Source organism: Achromobacter spanius, assembly GCF_039673305.1.
Classification (GTDB): Bacteria; Pseudomonadota; Gammaproteobacteria; order Burkholderiales; family Burkholderiaceae_B; genus Achromobacter; species Achromobacter spanius_F.
In genome coordinates this window covers 109,321-133,433 of record NZ_JBDJLJ010000005.1, presented here as the reverse complement: position 1 = coordinate 133,433, position 24,113 = coordinate 109,321, and the positions used below count along the sequence as shown (strand labels likewise).

Sequence of the window (24,113 nt, the reverse complement as noted above, 5' to 3'; positions counted from 1 at the left end):
GTCCCAAGCGGAAGGCGTCATCTCCGGCGATCACGGGTGTCATCAAACGCTGTAAAGATTGCTCAGCGACGCCTTGAGAAACCCGCCGTCCACCACGATGTCCTGCCCGTTGACATACTGCGAGGCATCGCTGGCCAGAAACGCCACCGCGCCCGCAATGTCCGCCGGAAGGCCGATGCGCCTTGCGGGAATATGCGCCACGCGCTTTTGCAGCACCGATTCGTCGCGGTAATGCGCTTCCGACAAGGGCGTGCGGATCATCCCCGGGCTGATGGCGTTCGCGCGGATGCCGCGCGGCCCCCATTCGACGGCCATCTGGCGGGTTAACGCCTGCAGGGCAGCCTTGGTTGAGCCGTAGGCGCCCACCCGGGTGGGCGACTGGGCCGAGATCGACGCCACATTGACGATGCTGCCCGCCCGCCGATCCCGCATCAGCGGAAACACCGCCTGCGCACATAGCAGCGCGCCGCGCAGGTTGACGCGGAAGATGCGGTCCCACAGGTCGACCGGCAATTCCTCCAGCGCCACCGGCGCCGCGCTGACGGCCGCATTGTTGACGAGCACGTCGCAACGCCCGAAACGCGCTCGAACCTGATTGGCCATAGCGGCCACCGAGTCGGGATCGGAGATGTCGCAGCGCACATCCAGCAACTCATCCGCATCGGCGGCGACGCCAGCCGCGTTGACGTCCACCCGCACCACCGCCGCGCCCATCGAGCGCAGCTGCTGGCATATGGCCAGGCCAATTCCGCCGGCCGCGCCGGTCACCACCGCCACGCGGCCCTGCAGGGCGTCGGGCGCAAAAGGGAGATTGAACGAAGTTTCCAAGCGTTCTCCCTACTTGTTCTTCAGGTCAGCCACTTTCGCCAGGCCCTGCCAGACGACGGCATCGCGCTTGATCGACGCCGCAAACTCCTTCGCTGAAATGTCCGCCGGCACGATCATGTTCTGGCCTTCGATCTTCTCCCGGACTTCAGGCGAATGCTGCGCGCGGTAGATCTCGGCGTTCAGCCGGTCGATGATCTCGGGCGGCGTTCCCGCCGGCGCGAACACGCCATACCAGCCGTCGGCCTCGAACTTGTAGCCCTGTTCCGCCAGCGTGGGCACGTCCATCGACGCAGGCCAGCGCCGCGACCCCGTCTGGCCCAGCGCCACCAGCTTGCCGGCGCGCATGTGCGGAATGGGCGAGGCGATGTCCATGAAGCCGACGCTGATGTTGTTGGCGATCAGGTCCGTGCTTTCGGTGACCAACTGCTTGTAGGGTACGTGCGGCATGTCCAGGCCATAGTGGGCCTTGATGCCTTCCATGGCCAGATTGCCGGATGAGCCTGTGCCCCACGAACCGTATGCCAGCTTGCCGGGATTGGCCTTGGCATAGGCGACCATATCCGCCAGGTTCTTGAAGCCCGTGCTCGGGTTGGCCACCAGCAAAATCCCCGCCGCGCCGACCTGGGCGATGGGCAGCAGGTCCTTCTCCGGGTCGTAGGGCAGGGAAGGGAGCACCACGGGATTCAGCAGGATCGCGGACGACGGCGCGAACAGCAGCGTGTAGCCATCGGCCGTGGCCTTGGCCACCGTCTCGCAGGCGATCATGCCGTTGGCGCCGGGCTTCGCTTCCACCACCACCGGCTGGTTCAGCGCCTTCGCCAGCGGAGCGGCAATCAGCCGCGCAAAAATGTCGCCGCCCGCGCCCGACGATCCGGCAACCACCAGCCGGATCGGGCGCTCGGGCCAATTGCCCGGGGCGGCAAAAGCGTTGACGCCCAGGCTCAGCAGCATGCCGCCAAGCAGGATCGCGCGTCGCGTGGGTAGGGGGTGGGTCATGTCAGCGTCTCCAGAATTTTTGAGTTATTGGAAAGCTCTAAATTCTAGGTAGCGCAAACGGATTGGCTATAGCTGATCCCGCAGATCAGAACTGCACGAATCGAAGGAGTCGCCGACATCGCCGTGGGCAATGCCGATGCCTGCATGCTTCATTTTTTGCAGAAGAGTTCTTCGGAATATCGAGGAATCGGCGGCCGGGCGATCGATACACTTTCAGGCGGAGACAACTGAAAAAGAGCAACACATGCCTTTCGCCACACGCCGTCGCCTGCTGCTGGGCAGCGCAGTCCTCAGCGCCCTGTTCTCGTTCGGGGCAGCCTCGCAAACCGATTATCCATCGAAACCCGTCCGCCTTGTCGTCCCGTATCCCCCGGGCGCCGCCACCGACGCCATCTCGCGCGCCTTCGCCCAGCAACTGGGAACGATCATGGGCCAGCCCGTGGTCGTCGAAAACCGCCCCGGCGCCGGCTCGGCCATCGGCATCATGGCCGTCAAAAGCAGGCCCGCCGACGGGTACACCTTGCTGGTCCACGCCGAAGGCTTCTACAGCGCAAAAATCACGACACCCGGCGCGGGCTATGAGTTTTCCGACTTCGAAATCCTGGCGCCGCTGGGCCAGAGCAGCTACGCCTTCATCGTCCCGGCCGACCAGGGCTGGAATCGCCTGGAAGACCTGAAGGGCTTGAACCGGGAATTGGACATCGGCGTCGCAGACCTGGGCGTGGGCACGTATTCGACGCTGGCGGCGAGACTCGCATCAGGGCTGCACACGCAATACCGTCCGATTCCGTTCAAGGGTGGCGCGGAAGGGCTGACGGCCATTCTTGGCGGGCAGATCGACGGTTACTTCACCACGATCGGCACCACGCAAAGCGTCAAGGACAATCCGCACGTCAAGGTGCTGGCCTATAGCGGGCGGGCGGGGAGCGTCAGTCATTTGCCTGGCGTCAAGACGTTTGCCGAGCTTGGCGTGCCGGATATGGTGTTTCACAGCAGCTATAGCGTCGCGGTGCGCAGTGGTACGCCGGAACCGGTCAGGACGAAGCTGGCGGAGTTTGTGAAGCAGGCGGTTGCGTCGGAGGCGATGGATAAGGCGCGGCGGGATTTGTATTTGGAGGAGTATGCGGGGACGTTGGATGACTATAAGCGGGAGCTTATGGGGTTGGCGGATGAGTTTGAGGCCAGCGCGAAGGGGCGAAGCAGCGAACAGTAAGGCGTTGGAGAGGGGTTGTCGGGGCGCGTCTTACCCGTCTTGCATGGGCTTGAACTTTGAGAAGTCGATTCCTTCGCGCTTGGATCAACCGTTTAGTTTTCCTTGGACGCCCCGCTCTCGGTCGCTAAATACGGCTAGGCAGCAGGGTCTGATCCTTAATGTTAAGTAGCGAGAACCCCAGGAGTTCCCGGCTAGTTGAGTTGATCGCAGCAATGTCCTGAGCATCTTGCGCAGTGATCGGCGAATCTAACTGTGCCTGAGAGTTCATGGGGGTGAGGGATGCCGCGCTCAATAGGCGCATCTGCGAGTCCGCAAGACATAAGGTGCGCTTCAGGCCGGCTGATACGAATAGGTCCAGGGACCGAGGTCGATCGGGTTGTGTGAGCTCGGGAATTAATGCAAACGGAAGCCACAAATCCAACATCTTGCGGAGGCCCTTACACCCACGGAGTTCATCGACTAGACGTTGCGTTTCGCTTCCGTCGGCCAGTATGCGTTCGCTCTCCACCATCTTGCAGAAGGACTCCAGCGCGAGGAACGAGGCCATCTTGTCGCATGCCTGTGCCATATCAGGTTCGTTGAACGTTCCAGTCACTGGATTGAAAGTCGCCACCAAGTCCTTGTCCAAGAATACGCACAGAATCAAGCCAGCCACCCCACGGGTCTCGTCAGGCAAGAGAAGTAGGGCCTCGACCGAGCCATCGCCCAGCGTCTCTCCTCTGTTGATGGGCCTCGCAGCATCCAATGCGGGGCCTGTCAGCGGAGGACTCCCGTCGTCAAACCGCGCTTCGAAACGTCCGCCGGTCGCAATCGTCACTTTGGCCGGCGCGACAAGGATTCTCGGGATATTGCGACTCGCTATGAAATCTGGAGTGTGCCAATGAAGCTGTCGAAGCGTCCTGGCTGTCCAACACAGTTTCAGTCGATCTTCAATGGCCGCGCTGTGCCCCTGATAGTTTGGTCGTGGTTTTCTAGGATCCTCCATCCAGAGCAAGAATTCTTGGATGTAGGAAGTGCAGTTCCCGGACAGCAGGACGAGGCGATTGTGTAGATAAATAGGTAGCATATCCAAATCGTCGTCGTGCTCTGGTGGAGACATGGGAACCAGCAGCTCCGCGAGCCGAAAATCGTCAAAGAAATAGTCGTTGAGAAACGCGAGGAAAATATCAGAGTGGCTAAACATGCGAGAACGTGCGACGAGATCGTTCCACATCATCTTGATTAGCAAGTACCCAAGCAAATAGCCTTCATCGTCAGCCAGGCTGCGATAAAGCAATTCCTTTTTTCTCCGCACTATTGGCGCACTCACGCGCAATGATTCGAGTTTGCGAGTAATTGGACCAAGGCAGTCTTCCCCCCGCGTCATGGCGGCATACATCTCTTTCTTGCTGAAAAGTATAGCGGCGGTCTGCATGCTCCAAGTGGCTATCGGAGCATCTCGCGAAATCGCATCGAATTCGGCAAAGAGTGCTAGGCCCTCCAATATTGGTCGCAGCAAACGCTCCGTGAGAGCGTGCCGAACGGCATCTTTGGCGATCCAGGAGACGCCACTTTTCTCACTCTGAACACCCAATAAACTGGTATGCGAGACAGCGAGCGCCGATAGACTGACCCCAACGGGAGTGTTTAGGCTCGCGTGATGCGTAAGTTCATGGACAATTGGCCACAACAAGTCATCAGCAAGTACGCCTTCGGCAAGAGCAGCGGCCCACATGTCGGGCGTTTGGAGCGTAGTATTTGGCTGTTTGGGCGGATAAGCCGGATTCGCCGCGCTGATGGCGACGGCGTTCGAAATTGGGTCGATTGCCAGCCGCAGAGCCGACCGTGGTGCGGCAAGTTGTCTCCGGTAGAACATCATCAAACTCCATCCGTGCGCCAGATGCCGGCCTCATCCTTCCATACAAGCGAGGTCTTTGTTCCAGACACCGTCACGCAGGCGGTCATTGCCTTTAAGCTGCTTTCGAGCTCCTGCTGGGATAGATCGGGATAGGAAGGGCGAAGAGCTTCAAGAAGCGCTGCGATCGGCATACCATCAGTCCGAGCCTTCGACAGCAATGCAATGACAGCGTAATCGCGTGGATCTAGCCGAGCTGCTAGTCGTAAGCTGTATACAAGCTTAAGCGCCGCCCCGATGATGCCCGTGACTGGCACTAATAGCTCTCTGACGGAACCACCGGCGTGCAGGAAAAAAAAGCCAGCGTTTGCCGCAGCCATCAACACAGAATAGCAAGTCTCTACGACGTTGATATCTTGATTTCGTATGACATATCTGCACGGGAGGAGGGCCCCGAGGGTGCCAGGCCCAGGTGCTGCCGAAGGTTGCTCCATCCAAAGGGGGAGCAACTCCGCAGCGAGATCCTCGATTTGTGCTTTGGGCAACTTCAGGTCAAGGGGGCGAAGCCCAGAAATGATTGCAGTCGAGACTAAATCTCTTGCTTCATCCTCATCCACGGCAGTCTTCCTCGGTGGCGAAATAGTCGCAGGAAAATACAAGGAAAGGAACATCACGGCATTGGTTTCCCGCGATCCATTATGAGCTTACTGTTGGTAGATCGGTGAATCAATAAGTGCACAATTTTATGTGTTGGAAATCGGTGCAAGAAGCAGGTAATGCACTGTACGGCTCACTGATTTGGTGACCGCTTCAATAGACAACCAATGCAGCGGTCCATGCTTGCATTAGGCTCGGAAAATCAACCTCGTATTGGCCAAAAAAAGGGTCGTTGATCGACACCCGTCCAAGCGGCCCGATGGAGGATGGAACCACTCTCATCCCGGTCGCAATCACGAAATGCCCGGCGCCTTGTCTAGTATGCATCACTATGGGGCCATGTTTTAATATGTCATATAGCGCGAAACCGTTGGCCGGCGGAGAAATAGTCGAAAACCGTCCGCCAAATCTGCCAATTAAAGCTTGCACTTCGGTTATGTGCCCCGGGCGGGAACACAACTGTGGATTTTGGCAGCAAGGTGCACCATATTGCATTTGGAGCATTGAACACTGATCTGGGACGGGCCGGCGTCCATAATACTCTGCCACCATTTTCGCAGCGGCAACCCAGCACCAAACCATAGTTTGCTGCTGGTGAAATGGCACGGCATGGTGAATCGGTGGATATCTGCTGTAATCGAAACTGGGGGGATTGTATTGCTGTGCATTGCTCGGGCCAGCCAGCAGATAAATCGAGAGGGCTAGTAAGGGGGTGCTTTTAAAGAAAGTAAACATAGCCGCTTTCCCTGTGTGGAGGTCTCTTTCGAACCTGCGGCCGTGCGGCAAGTTCTCACGCGATTAGTTCCTCATGCCCAGATACCTAAATCTAACTAACGTCTCTTGTCTGCTTGGTCAGTCCATATCCCGCTGAGACGAAAATTGCCATCCTTTTCTTGGATCACAACAATGCGCTCGAAGATTCTGCTGCCGGCGTACGCATTTACAAATGTGATGGCGTAAATAGGGCCCGTGTAGCCGCTGCTCGGATCGAAATTTGAGAAGTCGTTACTTACGACCTTGCTTTCAATTAGACGACCTAATCTCGCCCGACTCAATGTCATGTTGGCTATGAATGCGTCCTTAGTCGTTAGCTTTTTGAACCAATCACTGGTGTTGAAGTCCCACAAATCTGAATATTGTGCTTTTTCAAGCATAGATATTATGATCGTTGCACTTTTCTCGGCAGCATTTTTGTTCGCTGTTTCAGTGCTTGATGTATTTGTTACTCCGGCGCTTGGAAGAGAAGGGCCGGTTCCTGGCACTCGTTGAGAGAGGAATTTGCCAAGGGAGCTGACTTGGACTGGGTTCCGAATCAGCCCGGATTTCAGCAAGAAGTCGAGATTCTCAGCAGCTTTGTCCGGGTTGCCTCCCACTTTTATAACTTCCAGTATGCGTGTTTGCTCGGACTTTAGCTCTTCCAAATCTCGTTGAAGATTCCCATTGACAACCGCCACAACGGCATTGCCAGCTGCGGCTATTGACGCGGCGAGTATTGCGAGGACCAATGGATTTTTCCATTGGGATTGCATACTTTCTCGCCTAGAAATTTCAATTTGGACTTCGCGAAGTAGCATCTCCCGTTGCCGAAAACTCTTCTCAGTTTCCCATTTTTCCCTTTCGGAAACTTCGGAGCTATTGTTTTCCATTTTTTTGTATTTTTGCGACATAAAATGGTGAAATACAACCCCATTTTTATTGGGAAGAGTTCAGTTGTAGTCAACTTTTTGATGGGCTTGTGGTGTGCAAAAATTGGTCTTTCGCGGTGTCGCTTTGTAAAGAATTCTATGGAGGGGGGGGTGGAGATGGAATACTTAAAATTGAGTATTTCTGGCGACGCGCAATAAATTGCGTAAGTAGTCGGTGGCTTCCGTCCTCAAGCATGGAAGTGCAACGAGCCGGCAGCAAATGCACACTCGTCGAGGATGGTTGATGAAGGTGTACCACGAAGGTGAGGAGGCAAAATCCCCTGTCTGGGGCGTTAGATGCCTCAAGAGATAAAGTTTCAGACTACAATTTCTCAGCATCGAGGTAGCGAAATCGTAGCCTGACACCTTTTCTTGCACGGAGAGCAACCCCGCGGACAGATCCGCGCCCACCCGGGCCCAGCATCGTTGGTGGAAATGGTCGATGAGCAGCCGGCAAGCAAGGCGACAAGGCACAGGGCTGCAGCACGACGGGGCAGCAGCCCTGTGTGCCGCGATATTAGCCATAATCAATTCAACCTGGCCCCGCGCGACGGCAGGAGCTCAGTTTTCGCTCCCACATAAACCGGCAGCGGGCGGACCGTAGCGTACACAGTGCGGAATATCTCAATGATGAATCCGGAAACGCCAGACGACAACTTGGTACGGACCCGCAGCCACAGGTCACGCGATCTGCCCCAGGGCTTTCGGGCTGGGTTGATTACGGCCATCACGGTATTGCTGGGCTTTTCGCTGGGTTTCCTGCGCTACTGGGGCTTTGACGCGCCGGGCAATTGGAGCGCGCTGTCCGTGCTGCCGGGCCTGTCCTTGTTGGTCGCCATCCTGCTGCAGATAATTGCTCTTTACCGAGCCTTGCGTTTGGAGGATGAAACCGAGGATGAATATCGGAAAACCGTTCGATGGTTCATCGCGTCGGCGATACTGCTGTTGCTGGGTCTGACAGCGGCATTGTGGGAAGTGGCGTGATAAGAGAGGGATTGGAGCGGGTGAAGGGAATCGAACCTTCGCATGAAGCGTTGGAAGCCGCGGTCCTGCCATTGAACTACACCCGCTCGGGTGTCGTGCGCCGCGCGAAAATGGGTGTGAAACTACGATTTCGTTACCTGAGGGCTGAGAAATTGCAGTCTGACACCTACTTTCGTACAAATACGTTGGCTTGCATATTTGTGGTCTGCCGCTTATTTTTTTGATGGTGCTGTCGGTCGATTCAGGATTTCTGTCCCAAAATGCTTGGTATTTTACCCTTATAGTATTCCGCGATGAGATCTTCTCTTGACGCGGGAAGCGTAATAAACGGTTTGCTTTTTAGCGCGCCAGGAGGGGCAAACAAAACAGCAGCTCCATATCCTCTCATTTCAGCCCATTCCAGCTGAATAAGAAAAGCTCTAAAGACATATTGAGGCATGCCTCTAACGCACCAGCGATTGCTATCCAACTCAGCCTCTTTGAAAACTCTCTGCGCATGCTCCTGCGAGTAAAATAAGAGCATTTCAGGTCGTTTTGTGGTTGGATGAGGGTAGGCAAAGAAGCTGCCTGTAACGGAACCATTCCGTTTTTCCATGATCGTCCAAAATGGCTCGCCGACCGTTGTTTCATCTGGCAAGGCCACCGACTTAAGGCGCGCTGCTAGCAACTGATTCAACTTAGGAAGATCCTCAATCGTTAACAGAAGGACATCATTATCCTGGGCTATGTCTTTGGCAAGCTGTTGATAGCCAAGCCGGGAAATCATAACTTTCTGTATATTTCCAGCGTTCGTTAACTTTCCAAAAAATTTCGCAACTTGCCCATTGTCGACTGGGCGACCATGGTCTTTGCATTCAATTGCAACTTTATGGGTAATTCCCGCTTTTTCAAATTGATAATAAACATCCACCTGATGTGATCGACCAAACTTATCAACAATTTGGACGTCTTGCCCGACAACTATCCCTTCATCCCTCATGTTTAGAAGGAATGAGTAAACCTGCTGAACATGTCTTTCCAGTTCGCGTCCGTCGTTCATGGTTTGCTTTGATATTTAACTAAGCTCGGGGAGGCACGCCAGCGGCATGATGTTTGTCAGGCGGGCAAGCCCAAAGTCGATGTAAAGCCGGGGACGCACCCCGGGTGTATGGCAAGTCTAAAGGCGATTCCCGTGCGTATGGACGGGATCGATCCCCCTCCAACCTTGCCCACCCGCCACCCCAGCGCTAATCTGAAAGTTCCAGGGTCTCCAAAAACCAATGGAGCTTTTCATGAAAAAGTCCATCTTCCCCTGTGCAGCGTTTCTCCTTTCCGGATTCTGCCTGTCCGCCGCGGCGCAGACGGTGACGCCGCTCAAAGGCCAGTCGCCGGAAACCACTCAACAAGACATCGCCGCCTGCCAGGCGCAGGCGGGCAGCACCAGCAGCGCCAGCACAAACAGTCCGAATGTAGGCGGCCGCGCCCGCGGCGCCGCTGCCGGGGCGACGGCCGGGGCCGTGGTTGCCGGCGCGCGTGGGCAGCAGCATGAAGAGGTGTATGACCGCTTGGACGACGACACCAAGCAGCAGTATCGGCAGAACCAGGCGAAGGATGCCGCTGCGGCCGGGGCGGTGGTGGGCGCTTCGCGGCAGCGGCAGGATCGGCGTCAGGATCGCGCGAACCAGTCGCAGCAGAATGCCGCAGCGTCATCAGCCTACAGCAGTTGCATGCAGCAGAAGGGCTATCAAGTCACGCCGTGAAGGGGGCTAACTGGCGCGTGGCCGGCAGCGGTTGGCGTGGCGGCGCCAATCGTCTGTCAGGCTGCTCCAACCGCCTGTCTGGTGGCGGCCACCGGTCTGCGGGCGCCGCAATGCGCTGACGACGCCAGTGTGATCAGCGTGACTCGCCGGCGCCGGACGCCACGCCCGAAAAATGCCGCCTGACCCATTCCTCGCAAACAGCCCACAACTGCGGCGCACCTTTTTGAATCGCAGGCCCATAACGCGACAGCACCTGTTCCATCGACACGCCGTTCTCCGTCCACGTCCCCCCATCCGTGAACACGTTGATCAGCAAAGGCTGGAACCGGTCCAGCGCCTTGGCGAATTTCGCGTCGTCGGTTTCGGCCTGCTCGAACTCCTGCCACAAGCGCAAAAATTCCTGGCCCTGCGGCGACGGCAGCAGGCCGAAGAGGCGTGCTGCCGCATCGGCTTCTTTTTGCGCCTGCAGGTCCTGGCCGGACGCGCCGTGAATCGGCACGTCGCCGGCGTCGATTTCGACGATGTCGTGCAGCAGCAGCATCTGGATGACGCGCGTTGCGTCCACGGCGCCACAGGCGTAGTCGCTCAGCACCAGGGCGTACATCGCCAGGTGCCAGGAATGTTCAGCGGAGTTTTCCTTGCGGCTTTGGTCCAGCAAGGGGGATTGCCGCATGACGGTCTTGAGACGGTCGATTTCCCGCAGGAAGTACAGTTGCTTTTCCAGGTTGCCTGATTGCATGCGTGGGTATGCCTTGTGTGGGATTCATGCGCCGGGCAGGCGCGCGGTCTACATTTTTTCGCCGGGTAGTTTGCTGGCCTGGCTGACCCATTCGGCGAAGCGGGCTTCGTCGAATTCGCCTTCGTGGATGTCCAGGTAGCGCACTTGGGGATACTTGGATTTTCCCGCGGGCGGCGGCTGGAGCGAGGCGCCCTGGAAGAAGGTCACTTTGACGTATTTGTTGAAGCAATGGACGCTGAGAAACCAGCCGTCGCCGGCGTTGCCGTAGAAGGGGGAGTTCCATTTGACGGCTTTGGCGACGCCGGGCACGGCCTGTTCGACCAGGGCGTCGATGCGTTGGCCGATGTGGGATTTCCAGCCGGGCATGGCCGCGATGTAGGCCTGCACCGGCCCGTTGCCGTCGCCCTTGGCGATCTGGGGGTTGCCGCCGGACAGCAGGACGACGTCGCCGGCCGGGGCGGGGGGCTTGTTGCGGGGGGAGGCTGCCTTGCGGGTCTGTTCGCTCATGTCTCGTCCTGTGAGGGCCCGTCCAGGAGCCGCTTCAGGTCGGCGATCTTGGCCTTGGCGACGTGGCGCAGTTCGTCGACCAGCTGCTCGGTGGCGGGACTGCGGCGCTTGCCTTTGGGAAAGACCAGGCCGTAGTGCAGTTTGACGGCGGGGCGGAATCGTCGGACGGCGATGTCCAGATGCCGTTGGGCCAGTGTAGCCATGGGATCGGCCAGCGCAATGCCGCAGTTCATCGCCGCCAGCTGGATGGCCATGGTACTGAAGGAGACTTCGAGTTCGCTGTGCGCGGCGGCGTTGGTGGCTTCGAAGGCGGCCAGGCAGCGCTGTTCAAGAATGCTGCGGCGGCCCAGGCTGATGTAGGGCTCGGTCTGCAGGTCTTCGGGGCCGATCTGCGCGCGGCTGGCGTACGGGTGGCCGGGATGCATGACGGCGACGATTTCGCTCTGGCACAGCAGTTCGGTTTCGATGGCGGGGTGCTCCAGCGGAAGCTGGACCAGGGCCAGGTCGAATTGCTGCTGCGCCAGCCACCATTGCAGCTCTGCGGGCATGCGCGCGTTGAGCGCGGCGGTGAAGTCGGGGGTCTTCAGGCGGCAGCGGCCCAGGGCCTCGATGGCCAGGCCGTCGATGATGTGGTTGGCGGCCAGGACGCGGACGCGGTCGCGCCGGCCCTGGCGCATGTCTTCGGCATAGTCGGCCACGGCGTCCTGGGCGCGCAGCAGGCCGTAGACGCGCTTGTAGAACTCGTGGCCGTCGTCGGTCAGTTCCAGGCGGCGGCCGGTCTTGCGCAGGATTTCGAAGCCGGCTTCTTCTTCAAGCTGGGCCAGAAGGCGGCTGACCTGGGGCTGGGTGCGGTGCAGGCGCAGCGCGGCCTGGGCGACGCTGCCGCCTTCGACGAAGGCGTGCAGCGCTTCGTAGGCGCGGTAGTTCATGCCGGTTTCCCCTTGCGGAAATACATGCGTTTGGCGCAAGTATTCGATCAAATTTCGAAATTGAATTATATGTCCGCTGCTTTCAGAATTTCTCCCTGACGCCGTCGTTGAAGGCGCGCGGGTAACAAGGGAGTGGTAGGCGGTGAGTCAGGATCCGATTGTTGTGTGGGGCGGCGGCGCCATTGGCGGCGTGGTGGCGGCAAAGCTGGCGGATGCCGGCCAGGATGTGCTGCTGGTGGACGTGGTGCCCGAGCATGTGGAGGCGGTGCGCGCGCACGGGCTGGAGATTGTCGGTCCGGACGGCAGGAGCACGTTTTCGCGGATGAAAGCCTGCCTGGCGTCCGAGGTGGACGGGACATATTCCCGGATCATGCTGTCGGTGAAAGGGCAGCACACCCGCCCGGCGATGGCGTCGATCGCGCCGCGCCTGGCCGCGGACGGCTGGGTGCTGGCGCTGCAGAACGGCCTGACCGAGGCGACGATCGCCGGCGTGGTGGGGCAGGAGCGCACGCTGGGCGCGCTGGTGAATTTTGCGTCGGACTACGTGGGGCCGGGCCGCATCCAGTTCGGCGGCCTGGGCAGCCTGCGGGTGGGCGAGATCGACGGTGCCGATACGGCCCGCTCGCGCCAGGTGGAGGCGCTGCTGCGCCAGGTGGATCCGCAGTCGGGCTGGACGGACCGCCTGATGGGCTACAAGTGGAGCAAGGTGGCCATCGGGTCGCTGCTGTTCACGACCGCGATGTCGAACGACACGATCGTGGAGCAGCTTGGCAACCGGCGCTATCTGCCGCTGTGGCGCGCGCTGTGCCGCGAGGTGGTGACGGTGGCCCGCGCCAGCGGCGTGGACCCGGCGCCGTTTGACGGTTTTGCGCCGGACGCCTTCACCGCGTCGGCCAGCGTGGACGACGCCTGGGCGCAGATGCAGCAGATCACGGATCATTGCCGCCGCTGGGTGGGCAAGCCGCGCAGCGGCGTGTGGCGCGACCTGGCGGTGCGCAAACGCCCGACCGAGGTGGATCCGCAGATCACGGACATCGTGGCCCATGGGCAGGCGGCCGGCATCGAGACGCCGACGGTGTCGCGCCTGATCGCGATGATCCGCGAGATGGAGGCGGGCACGCGCGATTTCGGCAACGCGAACCTGGATGCGCTGATGGAGACCGCGGCATGAGCGCAGCCGATTTTTCGGACCGCCACGTGCTGGTGACGGGCAGCAACGGGCACTTCGGGCGCGAGCTGGTGCAGGCCTTTGCGCTGGCGGGCGCCACGGTGACCGGCGCTGACCGCGCCGGGGACGGCGCGCACGCCGGGGCAGGGCGCCACATCGACCTGGACGTCACCGACTGCGCGGCCATCGAACGCCTGGTCGCGGGCTGGGACGATCAATCCCTGCCGCGCGTGCTGGTGAACAACGCGGCGATCTTTCCCTTCGCGGACATCCTGGATGCGCCGCCGGAATTGTGCCGCGCCATCCTGGAAGTGAATCTGCTGGGTCCGCTGCAGTTGATCCAGGCGCTGGCCCGGCGCTGGATCGCCGCGGGCATCCGCGGGTCGGTGGTCAATGTGAGCTCGGCGTCGGCCGAGGTGGCCCGAGGCAATGGCGCGATCTACGGGCCGTCCAAGGCGGCGCTGGAGCAGACGACGCGCATTCTCGCGGTAAGGCTTGCCCCGCATGGCATCCGGGTGAACGCGGTCCGGCCGGGCCTGGCGCAAGGCGAAAACAGCCCCGTGCTGCCGCCGGCCCATCTGGAAAGCATCGCGGCCGCGATCCCGCTGGGACGCATGATCCAGCCCGGGGAACTGGCGCGGGCGGTGCTGTTTCTTGCGGGCGACGCCGCCTCCTTCACGACGGGCCAGGTGCTGTCGGTGGACGGCGGGGGCGGCATCAACCGGCGCGCTCCGACCTGAACAACGAAGACGAATCATCAAGGAGAAAACAGATGGATACCTCCATGCGCGCAATCACGATGCATGAAGACAGCCGCATTTCGTTTCCGGCGTACGCATGGCCCGAGGGCAAGCGCTGCGCGGTGGCGTTCACGCTGGACCTGGACGCCGAATCCCCGTATTTCTGGACCGCGCGCGACAAGCAGCCCCTGGCGCTGGGCGAGCTGGAGCAGCGCCGCTATGGCCCGCGGCAAGGCGTGGCGCGGATCCTGGCGCTGCTGGACAAGTGGGGGATCAAGGGCGCGTTCTATGTGCCGGGCGTGGTGGCCGCGACCTATCCCGACCTGCTGCCCACGCTGCTGAAGGCGGGGCACGAGGTCGGCTACCACGGGTATTTTCACGAGCGGCTGGATACGCTGGACGACGCCACGCTGGACGATTACCTGGGCCGCAGCATCGAGGTCTTCCAGCAGCAGACCGGGAAGGCGTGCCGCGGATATCGCGCGCCGTCGTTCGAGCATTCGCCCGCCAGCCTGGCGGCGCTGCGCCGGGCGGGTGTGGCCTACGACAGTTCGCTGATGGGCTTTGACCATCCGTACTCGATTGACGGTCTGGTGCAGGTGCCCGTGACCTGGACCATCGACGACGCGCTGTATTTCCGCTACACCAACGGGCCGCGCGACAAGACGCATCCGGCCAATCCGAACGCGGTGCTTGAAAGCTGGATCGAGGAATTCGAGGGCGTGCGCGAGTGGGGCGGACTGTGCATGATCACCGTCCATGACTGGATCTCGGGCCGGGCGCAGCGCCTGCGCCTGCTGGACAAGTTCTTCGCCCATATCGCCAACGCCGAAGGCGTGTGGTGGGCGACGCCGATGCAATTGCACGACAATCACCGCGCATCGGCCAACGCCGGCCGGTTCGAGGTCAGCGCGCACGTGGGCCGGTTTGCGCCGGATTCCACCAAATAAACCGACAAGGGGAAATCATGAACGAAAAACGTCGCGCCCTGTGCGCACATCTGGCCGGGCTGCCGCTGCTGTCGCTGGCCGGCGCGGGCGCCTTGCCCTGGCGCAGCGCGCAGGCCGCGCCCGGCTATCCGGACAAGCCGGTGTCCGTCGTGGTGCCGTTCGCGCCGGGCGGGAACACCGACATCGTGGCGCGCATGATCGGCACCGGGCTGGCCAAGCGGCTGGACGCCAACATCGTGGTGGAGAACAAGGCCGGCGCCGGCGGCAACATCGGCGCGGCCACCGTGGCGCGGGCCAGGCCCGACGGCTATACCGTGCTCTACAGCACGGCCAGCACCTACGCGATCAATCCGCACATCTACGCGAACCTGCCGTTTGACCCGGTCAAGGCGTTCGAGCCGCTGGCCGTCACCATCCAGGTGCCCGTGGTGCTGGTCGTCTCGGCCAGCTCGGGAATCAAGACGCTCAAGGAGCTGATGGCGCACGTCAATGCCAATCCGGACAAGGCCAGCTACGGCTCCAACGGGAACGGCACGTCCAGCCATATCGCGTGCCACGTGCTGGCGCAGAAGATGGGCGTGCCCAATCTGCTGCACGTGCCCTACAAGCAGGGGCCGCAGGTGCTGACCGACCTGACGGGCGGCCAGCTCACGTTCGCCTTCGACGCATGGTCGGTGCTGGGTCCGCAGGTCAAGGCCGGGCGGCTGGTGGCGCTGGCCGTGTCGGGCACGGAGCGGCTCAAGGCCGCGCCCGAGATCCCGACGGTCGCCGAGGTCCTGGAGACGGACTACGACATCGTGACCTGGAACGCGTTCTGCCTGCCCAGCGGCGTGCCCGCGGAGATCGTCGCGAAGCTGCGCGAGGCGGTGCAGGGCACGATGGAGGATCCCGCGATCCGGTCGCGCCTGGAAAACGAAGGCGTGCCGCCGTATGCGCCCATGTCCCAGGCCGAGCTCGCCGCGTTCTTCAAGCGCGAGTACGAGAAGTGGGGCGCGCTGGTGAAGCTGGTCGGCGCCACCGGGATCGCCTGATGACCGCCCGCGACGCCGCCCCGCGCACCACGCTCGGCGACCTGCAGGACCTGAAGCCCGAGCTTACCGCGCTGCGCCGCGCGCTGCACCAGCGGCCCGAGCTGGCGTTCCAGGAGCACGCCACGTCGGCCCGCGTGGCCGGGCTGCTGGCGGAATGGGGCTACGAGGTCGTCACGGGCCTGGCGGGCACGGGGCTGGTGGCCACGTTGCGTGCCGGTTCCGGGTTTGGGACCGCACCCCGGCGATTGGGCCTGCGCGCCGACATGGACGCGCTGCCCATCGCCGAGACGACGGGGCTTCCCTATGCCAGCCAGGCGGAAGGACGCATGCATGCGTGCGGGCACGACGGCCACATGGCCATGCTGCTGGGCGCGGCCCGCCATCTGGCGCGCACGCGCAATTTCTCGGGCGTGCTGCACCTGATCTTCCAGCCCGCCGAAGAGCGCGGCTTCGACAGCGGCGCCAAGCGCATGGTCGCGGAGGGGCTTTTCAAGCGCTTTCCGTGCGACATGGTGCTGGCCATGCACAACCATCCGGGGGCGCCCGTGGGCCAGTTCCTCTCGCGTACCGGGCCGTTCATGGCCGCGGGCGACCGGGTGTTCGTGAAGGTCATCGGCAACGGCGGACATGCCGCGCGGCCGCATCTGGCGACCGATCCGGTGGTCGCGGCCGCGGCCATCGTGATGGCGCTGCAGACGGTCGTGTCGCGCAATATCGATCCGTCGCAGGCCGCCGTGGTGTCCGTGGGCCGGCTGCGGGCCGGCGATGCGCTGAACGTGATTCCGGGCGAGGCCGAGATCGGCATTTCGGTGCGGTCGTTCAGCCCGCAGGTGCGGGCGCGGCTGCGCGAGCGCATCGTGCAGATCTGCGAATCCACCGCGGACAGCCACGAGGCCAGCGTGAAGATCGACTACGTGGAGGGCTATCCGGTCGTGGACAACGCCCAGGCGCCGACCGCGCTGGCGCTGCAGGTGGCGCGCGAGCTGGTGGGCGTCGAACAGGTGGTGGGCGACATGCCCGCGCTGATGGGCAGCGAGGACTTCGCGTACATGCAGCAGGCCGTCCCGGGCGCGCTGGTGCGGCTTGGCAACGGGCCCGCCGACGGCGGGCGCGCGCTGCATAACGCCAATTACGACTTCAACGACGACAACCTGTGCGTGGGCGCGGCGTTCTGGAGCCGGCTGGCCGAGACCTATCTGCGCGACGCGTGACGCGTCCGGCCAGCCGCCTCGTCAGCGCTGGCCGTCGTGTACCGACACGGCTTCCTTGGTCAGGCCGCCCAGCCGGGAATGCACCCGGCCGCCGGTGCCCATCACCAGGGCGAACAGGATCTCGTTGGCGCGCGGCGAATCCTGGATGCCGATCTCGATGCTGTTGAAGTGGCTGCGCACGTAAGAGGCGTGGATGTAGTGAACCGGGACCATCATCCGGTAGCCGGCCACGGCCACGGCCTTGACCGCCGGCACCATGGCCTTCGGTTCGCCCAGCACGCTGCGCATGGCCCAGCCGCCGGCCTCGTGCCACACCGCGCCATGCTCCATTTCGCCGTCCAGGCCGACGATGGCGGCCTTGCTGTAGACCTCGACGTTGTCCTTGCCCAGCGTGTCCACCAGTTCCGTGGCCAGCAGCGTGCCCAGTTCGCGCAGTTCCGCCATGAACGGCATCAGGTCCGGCTCGTAGCGGCCGGCGTACGGGTTCTTGATGACGGCGCAGGACGCGGCCAGCTTCAGCGGCCGGGCGGGGGCGGGGCCGTTTTCGTGAAAGCTGGTCTCGACGATCAGGCAGCGTTTGCGGATATCGATCAACGACATTGCGGTTCCTTCTATGGGGTCATTGCGGCGGGATGCCGGTTTCCTTGACGATGGCGGCCCACTTGTCGATCTCGGCGCCGATGAATGCGCCGAACTCGGCCGGGCTTTGGGTCTTTACGGTGAGGCCCTGGCGGGCATAGGTTTCCTGCAGTTCCTTGTCGGCCAATGCCAGGTTCAGCGATCTGGCCAGGCGGTCCGTGATGGGCTGCGGCAGGCCGGCGGGGCCCATCAGGCCGAACCAGACCGTCAGGTTGAAGCCGGGCGCGCCGCTTTCGTTCAGCGTGGGAATGTCGGGCGCCAGCGCGAAGCGTTCGGGCGTGCTGACGCCGTAGGCCTTGACCTTGCCGGCGCGGGCCTGCTGCAGGCCGTTGGCCATGTCGGTGAAGGTCAGGTCGACCGTGCCGCCGATGACGTCGGTCAACGCCTGCGGACCGCCGCGGTACGGCACCGGGGTGACGTTGATGTCGCCCATTGCCGCCAGCTTGGCGCCGAAGACCTGGGCGCTGCCCGAGCCGTAGGCATACGTCAGCTTGCCCGGGTGCTGGCGACCCCAGGCAAAGAGTTCGCCCACGTTGGCGCCGGCGACCTTGGGCGTGCCCACCAGCAGGTAGGGCGTTTCCGCGACGGCGCCGATGGGCGACAGGTCCTTGGCGGGGTTGTAGGGCAGGTCCTTGAACAGGCTGACGCCGCTGGCGGCCGTGGACACGCCGACCACGACCAGCGTGTAGCCGTCCGCCTTGCTGCGGGCGACGTCGTGGGTGCCGATGATGCCGTTGGCGCCCGGCTTGTTCTCCACGACGACGGGCTGGCCCAGGTCCGTGGCCATGTGCTTGCCCAGGCTGCGCGCGACGACGTCGGTGATGCTGCCCGGCGGGAAAGGCACCACCATCCGTATCGGATGCTCGGGATAAGGGGCCGCCTGCGCGGGGGCGGCGGCCGTCAGGGCCGCGGCGAGCGCCAGGGCGATGGAGGTGGTGGTTCTGTGCATGGGTTGTCTCCCCTGGATGGGTGTCGTTATCGGTGTCGCGGTCCGCGTGGCTTGCGGCCGGTCCATCCGTGGTCCTGCTGGCCGGGCGGTGTCAGGCGGCGTCGCGCCGCGCCTCCAGGTAGCGGTAGATCTCGGTGTTGTCGGCCGTGGCGGGCAGCGTCTGCTGCGCCTGCTGCCAGGTGCCGGTGCACAGGGACAGCAGCGGCGCGGGCGTGCCGGTCAACTGCTGCAGGCTGTCCGCCGTGCGCAGGTCCTTGGCCATCAGCGCCAGCGCGAACCCGCCATTGAAGGTGCGCGGCACGATGAACTGGGCCAGCTTGGTTTCGGTGGCGACATTGCGGCCGCTGGACGCGTTGAGCACTTGCGTGAAGATGTCCGGGTCCAGGTCCATGCCGCGGGCGATCAGCATGGCCTCGCTGGCGGCAAGCAGGCCGGCCGCATAGACGTAGTTGTTCAGCGCCTTCATGGCGTGGGCCGAGCCCACGGCGCCCGTGTGGATCAGCGTCGCGCCCATGCGCGACAGGACGGGCCGCACGCGGTCCAGGTCGGCCGCGTCGCCGCCTGCCATGATGGCCAGGGTGCCATTGGCGGCCTTGGCGACCGCGCCGGACACCGGCGCATCGATCAGGGTGATGCCGGCCTCGCGCAGCAGGGGCGCCAGGCGCAGCGTTTCGGCGGGGTTGGACGAGCCCATGTCGATGAGGGTGGCGCCGCGCGGCAGCAGCGCGGCCAGCCCGGGTTCGTCGCCATGCCCTTCGATGACCGCGTTGGTGACGGCGCTGTTGGGCAGCATGGTGATGACCACGGTGCAATCGGCCAGGTCGGCCAGGGCGGCGGCGGGGCGCAGCGTGACGCCCCAGGCCGGGTGCGCCTTCAGGCGGTCCAGCCGCCCCGGATCCCGGTCATGGGCCAGGATGGCGATGTCGGGCGCACCCGCCAGGTTTTCAAGCATCGGCAGACCCATCATTCCCAGGCCGACGAATCCCAGCTTCAACATCATGCAGTTCCTTTATCGAAACGGCCGGATAAATGCCCGGCGACACCCTGGGATGCTACCGATGTGGCTGGCTTTTCTCTTATGCTAAGTTGGCTCGGGGATATAACAAACGATTATCGGATGGAGACGATGCGGTTCAAGCTGAGGCAGATGGAGGTCTTCCGGGCGGTGATGATTACCGGGTCCATGAACGGGGCGGCCAAGCTGCTGTTCGTGTCGCAGCCCGCCGTCAGCCGGCTGATCGCGCACACGGAACAAAGCCTGGGGCTGCAGCTGTTCGACCGCGACAAGGGCAAGCTCACGCCCACGCAGGAAGCGCACCGGCTGTTCGAGGAAGTGGGCCCCCTGTTCGAGGAAGCGCTGCGCATCGACGAGTTCGCGCGCGACCTGGCGGCCAAGCCCGAAGGCGCGCTGACGCTGTGTTCCAGCCCCAGCCTGGCGCTGAATTTTCTGCCGCCCGTGATGGCGGGCTACCTGGAGCGCTACCCGAACGTGCGGGTGAAGTTCCACACGACGCTGCTGGCGGACATGGCGCACGAACTGCTGGGGCGCAAGGCGGAATTGGCCGTGTCGGTGCTGCCCATCGACCATCCCAACCTGGTGGTCGAACCCTTCGCCACCGGCGAGATGGTCTGCATCCTGCCCGAGGGGCACCCGCTGACCGCGCAGGCGGACGTGGGACTGGCCGAGCTGGCGGCCTGGCCGCTGGTGCTGTACAGCCGCAATATCCCGTTCGGCCGGCTGGTCGCCGCGGCCTTCCAGCGGGCGGGCGTGGACTGGAATCCGTCGGTGGACATCGTGCGCGCGGAACTTGCCTGCGCGCTGGTGCGCGCGGGGGCGGGCGTGGCGATCGTCGACGAGTTCTCGGTTGGCGGGGCCGGGTGGCCGGGCGTGGTGGTGCGGCCGCTGCGCGAATCGATCCCGCTGGCGTTGAGCCTGGTGCGGTCCCGCTTCGACACCCCCAGCCGGCATGTGCAGCGCTTCGTGCGGGTGCTGAAAGAGCACGCGAAGGCGATGGCGCCGGGCTGAATGCCTCAGGCGCCGGGGTCTCGCAAGTCTGCGTGACCCAGATAGGCATCCACCGCGCTTCCCACCGTGGGATGGAAGTGGTCGTCCGGGAACAGGCGCGCCAGCTCAAAGCGCTTGAGCTTGTCGCGCACCGGATCCTTCATTTCCGCGAAGTGCAGGGCGATGCCCTGTTGCGCCAGGTTCTGGCAGAGCTCGCGCAGCATGTCGGCCGAGGTGACGTCGACGCTGGTGACCGGTTCGGCCGCCACCACCACGCGCCGCACGGGCGTGGGAGACGCCTCCACGGCTTCCATGAGCCGCTGCTGGAACAGTTCGGCGTTGGCGAAGAACAGCGGCGCGTCCCAGCGGAACAGCACCAGGCCGTCGATCAGCGCCGCATGCGGGTAGCGCTTCAGGTCGTGGTAGCCGCGCAGGTTGGGGACGCGGCCCAGCACCGCGAAGTGCGGCCGCCAGCCATCCCACAGGAATTCGATGACGGCAATGACCACGGCCAGGCAGATGCCTGGTATCGCGCCGAACACCGCCACTGCGGCGAAGCACAGCATGGACAGCCAGAATTCCCATTGCTGGATGCGGTAGATGCGGCGCAGGTCCTTGAATTCGAACAGGCCGATGGCGGCCGCGATCACGACGGCGGCCAGCGCGCTGTTGGGCAGATAACGCAGGAGATTGGGCGCCGCCACCAGCAGCGCGGCCACGGCGAGCGCGCCGACGACGCCCGTAAGCTGAGTGCGCGAGCCGGCGGCCTCGGCCACCGGCGTGCGCGACGCGCTGCTGCTGATCGGGAAGCCCTGGAAAAAGCCGGCGGCCAGATTGGCTACGCCCAGTCCCACCATTTCCTGGTTGGGGTCGACGCGCGTGTTGGTGCGCGCGGCGTAGGTGCGCGACAGCACGCTGGTGTCCGCAAAGGCGATCAGCGCCACGGCGCAGCCGCCCAGGACGATCTTGACCAGGTCCGCATTGCTGAGCCAGGGCCAGGCAAGCGACGGCAGGCCCTGCGGGATTTCGCCCAGGACGCTCACGCCTTGCTCGTCCAGGCGCAGCAGGCTGACCGCCGCGGTGGCCAGGATGACGGCGATCAGGATGCCGGGCACGCGGTCGAAACGCTTGAGCAGCAGGATCACCGCCAGGCTTCCCGCGCCCACGGCGAAGCTGTACCAGTGCGTCTGGCCGTCCATCACGGCCCGCGCCAGTTGCTGCAGTTCCCGCAGCGGGCCGGCATCGTCGATGGAGATGGCAAAGAGCTTGGGCAGCTGGCTGACCAGCACCGTCAGCGCGATGCCGTTCATGTAGCCGTAGCGGATAGGCTTGGACAGCAGTTCCGTGATGAAGCCCAGGCGCATCAGCCCCAGCACGATGCAGAAAAGGCCGGAGACGACGGCCATCATGCCGGCCGCGGCCACCGCCCGCATGGGGTCGCCGTTGGAGACGCTGAGCACCACCGCAAGAATGGGCGCCGCGAGCGCGGAGTCGGGCCCCAGCACCAGGATGCGGCTGGGGCCGAACAGCGCATAGGCCAGCATCGGAATGATGGTGGCGTACAGGCCGTAGACGCCCGGCACGCCGGATGCCTCGGCGTAGGCGATGCCGACCGGCACCAGCATCGTGGTCAACACCAGGCCGGCGGCAATGTCCTTGGGCAGCCAGGCGGCCTGGTAGGACTTCAGGACCGCAAGGCCGGGAAGCCAGCGCAGCCAGGTCGGCGCATGCTTGTCGATGGAGCGGGGCGTAGCGGTGGCCATGGGATCTTTTGGTGGTGTGACCGTGCAGGTTGCTGAATTGCCCCGCAGACTAGTCCGGCGGCGGCGTGTCGGTCTGTTCCAGCATTTTTCGCAGGCGCGCGCGGCGTCGCTCCAGGTCGGCGATCTGCCGCTCCACCGAGGCCAGCCGCTTGCGCTGGACTTCGGACGTCTCGGGGCAGGCGGCCGCGCCTTCGATCAGGCGCATGCAGTCGGGAAACCCGCGGATTTCCGCCAGGCTGAAGCCCGATGCGATCAGGCGCTGGATCTGCCGCACCTGCACGGTTGCCGTGGCCGGGAAGGACCGGTAGCCGTTGTCGGCGCGCGCCGACGCCAGCAGGCCGTGCTCGTCGTAATGGCGGATCGAGCGCAGGCTGGCGCCGGTTTCGCGGGCAAGCTGGCCGATGGACATCGGGCTGGGAGGCGTGTTTTTTTGCATGGGGAACCGCATATCAGGATGGCGCTTGACCCTGACATTGGTGTGAGGGTTGAAACTGCCGCTTCCCATACTAACGGATACCCAGACATGCAACGCAATCCTTTTCTTTCCCGGCTGCGCCGGCTGGCGGCCGGCGCCATCCTCATGGCGGCCGCGGCGGCGGCGTCGGCGCAGGCCAGGCAGTACACGGTGACCGCGCCCGACGGCGTCGCGCTGGCGGTCCAGGAGGCGGGAGACCCGGACGGCCCGGCCGTGGTCTTTGTCCACGGCCTGCTGGGCAGCCATCTGAGCTGGGCGGCGCAGGTCGCTAGCCCGGCGCTGCAGCGCTACCGGCTCATCACCTACGACCTGCGCGGCCACGGCCTGTCCGGCAAGCCGGCGGCCGCGGATGCCTATACCGACGGCCGGCGCTGGGCCGACGACCTGGCGGCCGTGATCGCGGCGACGGGGGCACGTGCGCCGGTGGTGGTCGGCTGGTCGCTGGGCGCGGCCGTGACGACCAACTATCTGGCGGCCTACGGAGACGGCGCCATCGCCGGGGCGGTGTATGCGGGCGGGGTGATCGAGCTGGATGCCGCGCAGATCGCCGCGCATCCCGAGGTGTACCGGGGCATGGCGTCGGCGGATCTGAAGACCCACCTGGACGCCGAGCGGGAGTTCCTGGGTTTGTGCTTCGCGCAGCAGCCCGACGCCGCCACGTTACAGCGCCTGCTGGCCAACGCCGCGCTCGCGTCGTTCGAGATGCAGGCGGCCGTTCCGTCGATGACGATCGCCGCCGCGCAAGGCCTGGGCGCCGCGCGCAAGCCGATGCTGCTCATTTATGGCGCACGGGACGCGCTGGTGAATCCGGGTCCTTCGATCGACCGGGCGACGGGCTTGAATCCGCGCATTCGCAGCGCGATCTACGCGCAATCCGGCCATGCGCCGTTCCTGGAGGAGGCGAACCGCTTCAACCGGGATCTGTCGGCGTTCGTGGACGCGGCGAACGGGCGCTGAGGTCGTGCGGGCGGCGCCGGCGCAGACCTGCCGGCGCCCGCCATTTTTGCGAATTGTTGCTTGTTGCGAAGCAGCATGGCCTGCTATCTTCGAGTCCGAAACGCGGTCGCCGCG

25 protein-coding genes are annotated in these 24,113 nt (G+C 63.4%); 10 read left to right on the top strand and 15 right to left on the bottom strand.

All coding sequences use genetic code 11. The annotated features are described in order from the left end of the window. Positions 1-42: 42 nt before the first annotated feature. Positions 43-777, bottom strand: coding sequence for an SDR family NAD(P)-dependent oxidoreductase (locus ABE485_RS07270; protein ID WP_346514577.1), 735 nt, complete (start codon positions 775-777; stop codon positions 43-45). Between the two features lie 60 nt (positions 778-837). Next, positions 838-1,824 carry a Bug family tripartite tricarboxylate transporter substrate binding protein gene (locus ABE485_RS07265; RefSeq protein WP_346514576.1) on the bottom strand — a complete coding sequence of 329 codons (987 nt, stop codon included), beginning with the start codon at positions 1,822-1,824 and terminating at the stop codon, positions 838-840. 244 nt (positions 1,825-2,068) lie between these two features. Between ABE485_RS07265 and ABE485_RS07260 the strand changes: the two genes are divergently transcribed. Further along, the gene (locus tag ABE485_RS07260) at positions 2,069-3,037 is read left to right on the top strand and encodes a Bug family tripartite tricarboxylate transporter substrate binding protein (RefSeq protein ID WP_346514574.1); all 969 of its coding nucleotides are present in this window, start codon (positions 2,069-2,071) and stop codon (positions 3,035-3,037) included. A 124-nt stretch (positions 3,038-3,161) separates the two neighbouring features. Here the strand turns inward: ABE485_RS07260 and ABE485_RS07255 are convergent, their stop codons facing one another. From ABE485_RS07255 to ABE485_RS07240, 4 genes are all read right to left on the bottom strand, one after another. Then, positions 3,162-4,895 carry a hypothetical protein gene (locus tag ABE485_RS07255; protein ID WP_346514572.1) on the bottom strand — a complete coding sequence of 578 codons (1,734 nt, stop codon included), beginning with the start codon at positions 4,893-4,895 and terminating at the stop codon, positions 3,162-3,164. Then, positions 4,895-5,545 carry a hypothetical protein gene (locus ABE485_RS07250; RefSeq protein ID WP_346514570.1) on the bottom strand — a complete coding sequence of 217 codons (651 nt, stop codon included), beginning with the start codon at positions 5,543-5,545 and terminating at the stop codon, positions 4,895-4,897. The genes ABE485_RS07255 and ABE485_RS07250 overlap by 1 nt, the downstream gene beginning before the upstream one ends. 136 nt (positions 5,546-5,681) lie before the next feature. Beyond that, the gene (locus ABE485_RS07245) at positions 5,682-6,263 is read right to left on the bottom strand and encodes a papain-like cysteine protease family protein (protein ID WP_346514569.1); all 582 of its coding nucleotides are present in this window, start codon (positions 6,261-6,263) and stop codon (positions 5,682-5,684) included. A 95-nt stretch (positions 6,264-6,358) separates the two neighbouring features. Next, positions 6,359-7,195, bottom strand: coding sequence for a DUF4019 domain-containing protein (locus ABE485_RS07240; protein WP_346514567.1), 837 nt, complete (start codon positions 7,193-7,195; stop codon positions 6,359-6,361). A 645-nt stretch (positions 7,196-7,840) separates the two neighbouring features. Between ABE485_RS07240 and ABE485_RS07235 the strand changes: the two genes are divergently transcribed. After that, a complete protein-coding gene (locus tag ABE485_RS07235; protein ID WP_346514566.1) occupies positions 7,841-8,197 on the top strand; it encodes a hypothetical protein in 357 nt (118 codons plus the stop codon). A 241-nt stretch (positions 8,198-8,438) separates the two neighbouring features. On the opposite strand, the gene ABE485_RS07230 is transcribed toward ABE485_RS07235, so the two are convergent. Then, a complete protein-coding gene (locus ABE485_RS07230; RefSeq protein WP_346514565.1) occupies positions 8,439-9,236 on the bottom strand; it encodes a restriction endonuclease in 798 nt (265 codons plus the stop codon). Between the two features lie 232 nt (positions 9,237-9,468). Between ABE485_RS07230 and ABE485_RS07225 the strand changes: the two genes are divergently transcribed. Next, positions 9,469-9,936 (top strand): hypothetical protein, encoded by a 468-nt coding sequence (locus ABE485_RS07225; RefSeq protein WP_346514563.1) that lies wholly within the window; start codon positions 9,469-9,471, stop codon positions 9,934-9,936. Between the two features lie 133 nt (positions 9,937-10,069). Here ABE485_RS07225 and ABE485_RS07220 read toward each other — a convergent pair whose 3' ends face one another. From ABE485_RS07220 to ABE485_RS07210, 3 genes are read right to left on the bottom strand one after another with little or no spacing between them, the layout of a single operon-like run. Beyond that, positions 10,070-10,675, bottom strand: coding sequence for an HD domain-containing protein (locus ABE485_RS07220; protein WP_346514562.1), 606 nt, complete (start codon positions 10,673-10,675; stop codon positions 10,070-10,072). Between the two features lie 48 nt (positions 10,676-10,723). Next, positions 10,724-11,182 carry a DUF1801 domain-containing protein gene (locus ABE485_RS07215; protein WP_346514561.1) on the bottom strand — a complete coding sequence of 153 codons (459 nt, stop codon included), beginning with the start codon at positions 11,180-11,182 and terminating at the stop codon, positions 10,724-10,726. Next, positions 11,179-12,111: a LysR family transcriptional regulator gene (locus ABE485_RS07210; protein ID WP_346514559.1), complete on the bottom strand. Its 933-nt coding sequence runs from the start codon at positions 12,109-12,111 to the stop codon at positions 11,179-11,181. Before ABE485_RS07210 ends, ABE485_RS07215 begins: the two co-directional genes overlap by 4 nt. Before the next feature lie 142 nt (positions 12,112-12,253). Here ABE485_RS07210 and ABE485_RS07205 point away from each other — a divergent pair, with 142 nt between their 5' ends. From ABE485_RS07205 to ABE485_RS07185, 5 genes are read left to right on the top strand one after another with little or no spacing between them, the layout of a single operon-like run. Then, a complete protein-coding gene (locus tag ABE485_RS07205; RefSeq protein ID WP_346514557.1) occupies positions 12,254-13,282 on the top strand; it encodes a ketopantoate reductase family protein in 1,029 nt (342 codons plus the stop codon). Beyond that, a complete protein-coding gene (locus ABE485_RS07200) occupies positions 13,279-14,019 on the top strand; it encodes an SDR family NAD(P)-dependent oxidoreductase (RefSeq protein ID WP_346514555.1) in 741 nt (246 codons plus the stop codon). Before ABE485_RS07205 ends, ABE485_RS07200 begins: the two co-directional genes overlap by 4 nt. A 32-nt stretch (positions 14,020-14,051) precedes the next feature. Further along, positions 14,052-14,969: a polysaccharide deacetylase family protein gene (locus tag ABE485_RS07195; protein WP_346514553.1), complete on the top strand. Its 918-nt coding sequence runs from the start codon at positions 14,052-14,054 to the stop codon at positions 14,967-14,969. 17 nt (positions 14,970-14,986) lie between these two features. Further along, the gene (locus ABE485_RS07190) at positions 14,987-16,000 is read left to right on the top strand and encodes a Bug family tripartite tricarboxylate transporter substrate binding protein (protein WP_346514551.1); all 1,014 of its coding nucleotides are present in this window, start codon (positions 14,987-14,989) and stop codon (positions 15,998-16,000) included. Beyond that, positions 16,000-17,211, top strand: a complete 1,212-nt coding sequence (locus ABE485_RS07185; RefSeq protein WP_346514550.1) for a M20 aminoacylase family protein — start codon at positions 16,000-16,002, stop codon at positions 17,209-17,211. The genes ABE485_RS07190 and ABE485_RS07185 overlap by 1 nt, the downstream gene beginning before the upstream one ends. A gap of 21 nt (positions 17,212-17,232) precedes the next feature. Here the strand turns inward: ABE485_RS07185 and ABE485_RS07180 are convergent, their stop codons facing one another. The 3 genes from ABE485_RS07180 to ABE485_RS07170 form a co-directional block, all read right to left on the bottom strand. After that, positions 17,233-17,811: an amino acid synthesis family protein gene (locus ABE485_RS07180; RefSeq protein ID WP_346514549.1), complete on the bottom strand. Its 579-nt coding sequence runs from the start codon at positions 17,809-17,811 to the stop codon at positions 17,233-17,235. A 19-nt stretch (positions 17,812-17,830) separates the two neighbouring features. Then, positions 17,831-18,799, bottom strand: coding sequence for a Bug family tripartite tricarboxylate transporter substrate binding protein (locus ABE485_RS07175; RefSeq protein ID WP_346514547.1), 969 nt, complete (start codon positions 18,797-18,799; stop codon positions 17,831-17,833). 91 nt (positions 18,800-18,890) lie between these two features. After that, the gene (locus ABE485_RS07170) at positions 18,891-19,799 is read right to left on the bottom strand and encodes an NAD(P)-dependent oxidoreductase (RefSeq protein WP_346514545.1); all 909 of its coding nucleotides are present in this window, start codon (positions 19,797-19,799) and stop codon (positions 18,891-18,893) included. Positions 19,800-19,925: 126 nt separating this feature from the next. Here ABE485_RS07170 and ABE485_RS07165 point away from each other — a divergent pair, with 126 nt between their 5' ends. Next, positions 19,926-20,825, top strand: a complete 900-nt coding sequence (locus ABE485_RS07165) for a LysR substrate-binding domain-containing protein (RefSeq protein ID WP_346514544.1) — start codon at positions 19,926-19,928, stop codon at positions 20,823-20,825. A 5-nt stretch (positions 20,826-20,830) separates the two neighbouring features. Here the strand turns inward: ABE485_RS07165 and ABE485_RS07160 are convergent, their stop codons facing one another. Further along, positions 20,831-22,567, bottom strand: a complete 1,737-nt coding sequence (locus ABE485_RS07160; RefSeq protein WP_346514543.1) for a SulP family inorganic anion transporter — start codon at positions 22,565-22,567, stop codon at positions 20,831-20,833. A 49-nt stretch (positions 22,568-22,616) separates the two neighbouring features. Then, on the bottom strand, positions 22,617-23,003 hold the full coding sequence (locus ABE485_RS07155; RefSeq protein ID WP_346514541.1) for a MerR family transcriptional regulator: 387 nt from the start codon (positions 23,001-23,003) through the stop codon (positions 22,617-22,619). An 87-nt stretch (positions 23,004-23,090) separates the two neighbouring features. Between ABE485_RS07155 and ABE485_RS07150 the strand changes: the two genes are divergently transcribed. Continuing rightward, on the top strand, positions 23,091-23,999 hold the full coding sequence (locus ABE485_RS07150) for an alpha/beta fold hydrolase (protein ID WP_346514540.1): 909 nt from the start codon (positions 23,091-23,093) through the stop codon (positions 23,997-23,999). Positions 24,000-24,113: the final 114 nt, after the last annotated feature.

Excerpts from the sequence above, each read along its gene's own strand:
- ABE485_RS07265 (WP_346514576.1), bottom strand. The coding sequence starts at position 1,824 with ATGACCCACCCCCTACCCACGCGACGCGCGATCCTGCTTGGCGGCATG.
- ABE485_RS07260 (WP_346514574.1), top strand. The coding sequence starts at position 2,069 with ATGCCTTTCGCCACACGCCGTCGCCTGCTGCTGGGCAGCGCAGTCCTC.
- ABE485_RS07255 (WP_346514572.1), bottom strand. The coding sequence starts at position 4,895 with ATGATGTTCTACCGGAGACAACTTGCCGCACCACGGTCGGCTCTGCGG.
- ABE485_RS07245 (WP_346514569.1), bottom strand. The coding sequence starts at position 6,263 with ATGTTTACTTTCTTTAAAAGCACCCCCTTACTAGCCCTCTCGATTTAT.
- ABE485_RS07240 (WP_346514567.1), bottom strand. The coding sequence starts at position 7,195 with ATGTCGCAAAAATACAAAAAAATGGAAAACAATAGCTCCGAAGTTTCC.
- ABE485_RS07235 (WP_346514566.1), top strand. The coding sequence starts at position 7,841 with ATGATGAATCCGGAAACGCCAGACGACAACTTGGTACGGACCCGCAGC.
- ABE485_RS07230 (WP_346514565.1), bottom strand. The coding sequence starts at position 9,236 with ATGAACGACGGACGCGAACTGGAAAGACATGTTCAGCAGGTTTACTCA.
- ABE485_RS07225 (WP_346514563.1), top strand. The coding sequence starts at position 9,469 with ATGAAAAAGTCCATCTTCCCCTGTGCAGCGTTTCTCCTTTCCGGATTC.
- ABE485_RS07220 (WP_346514562.1), bottom strand. The coding sequence starts at position 10,675 with ATGCAATCAGGCAACCTGGAAAAGCAACTGTACTTCCTGCGGGAAATC.
- ABE485_RS07215 (WP_346514561.1), bottom strand. The coding sequence starts at position 11,182 with ATGAGCGAACAGACCCGCAAGGCAGCCTCCCCCCGCAACAAGCCCCCC.
- ABE485_RS07210 (WP_346514559.1), bottom strand. The coding sequence starts at position 12,111 with ATGAACTACCGCGCCTACGAAGCGCTGCACGCCTTCGTCGAAGGCGGC.
- ABE485_RS07200 (WP_346514555.1), top strand. The coding sequence starts at position 13,279 with ATGAGCGCAGCCGATTTTTCGGACCGCCACGTGCTGGTGACGGGCAGC.
- ABE485_RS07195 (WP_346514553.1), top strand. The coding sequence starts at position 14,052 with ATGGATACCTCCATGCGCGCAATCACGATGCATGAAGACAGCCGCATT.
- ABE485_RS07190 (WP_346514551.1), top strand. The coding sequence starts at position 14,987 with ATGAACGAAAAACGTCGCGCCCTGTGCGCACATCTGGCCGGGCTGCCG.
- ABE485_RS07185 (WP_346514550.1), top strand. The coding sequence starts at position 16,000 with ATGACCGCCCGCGACGCCGCCCCGCGCACCACGCTCGGCGACCTGCAG.
- ABE485_RS07180 (WP_346514549.1), bottom strand. The coding sequence starts at position 17,811 with ATGTCGTTGATCGATATCCGCAAACGCTGCCTGATCGTCGAGACCAGC.
- ABE485_RS07175 (WP_346514547.1), bottom strand. The coding sequence starts at position 18,799 with ATGCACAGAACCACCACCTCCATCGCCCTGGCGCTCGCCGCGGCCCTG.
- ABE485_RS07170 (WP_346514545.1), bottom strand. The coding sequence starts at position 19,799 with ATGATGTTGAAGCTGGGATTCGTCGGCCTGGGAATGATGGGTCTGCCG.
- ABE485_RS07165 (WP_346514544.1), top strand. The coding sequence starts at position 19,926 with ATGCGGTTCAAGCTGAGGCAGATGGAGGTCTTCCGGGCGGTGATGATT.
- ABE485_RS07160 (WP_346514543.1), bottom strand. The coding sequence starts at position 22,567 with ATGGCCACCGCTACGCCCCGCTCCATCGACAAGCATGCGCCGACCTGG.
- ABE485_RS07155 (WP_346514541.1), bottom strand. The coding sequence starts at position 23,003 with ATGCAAAAAAACACGCCTCCCAGCCCGATGTCCATCGGCCAGCTTGCC.
- ABE485_RS07150 (WP_346514540.1), top strand. The coding sequence starts at position 23,091 with ATGCAACGCAATCCTTTTCTTTCCCGGCTGCGCCGGCTGGCGGCCGGC.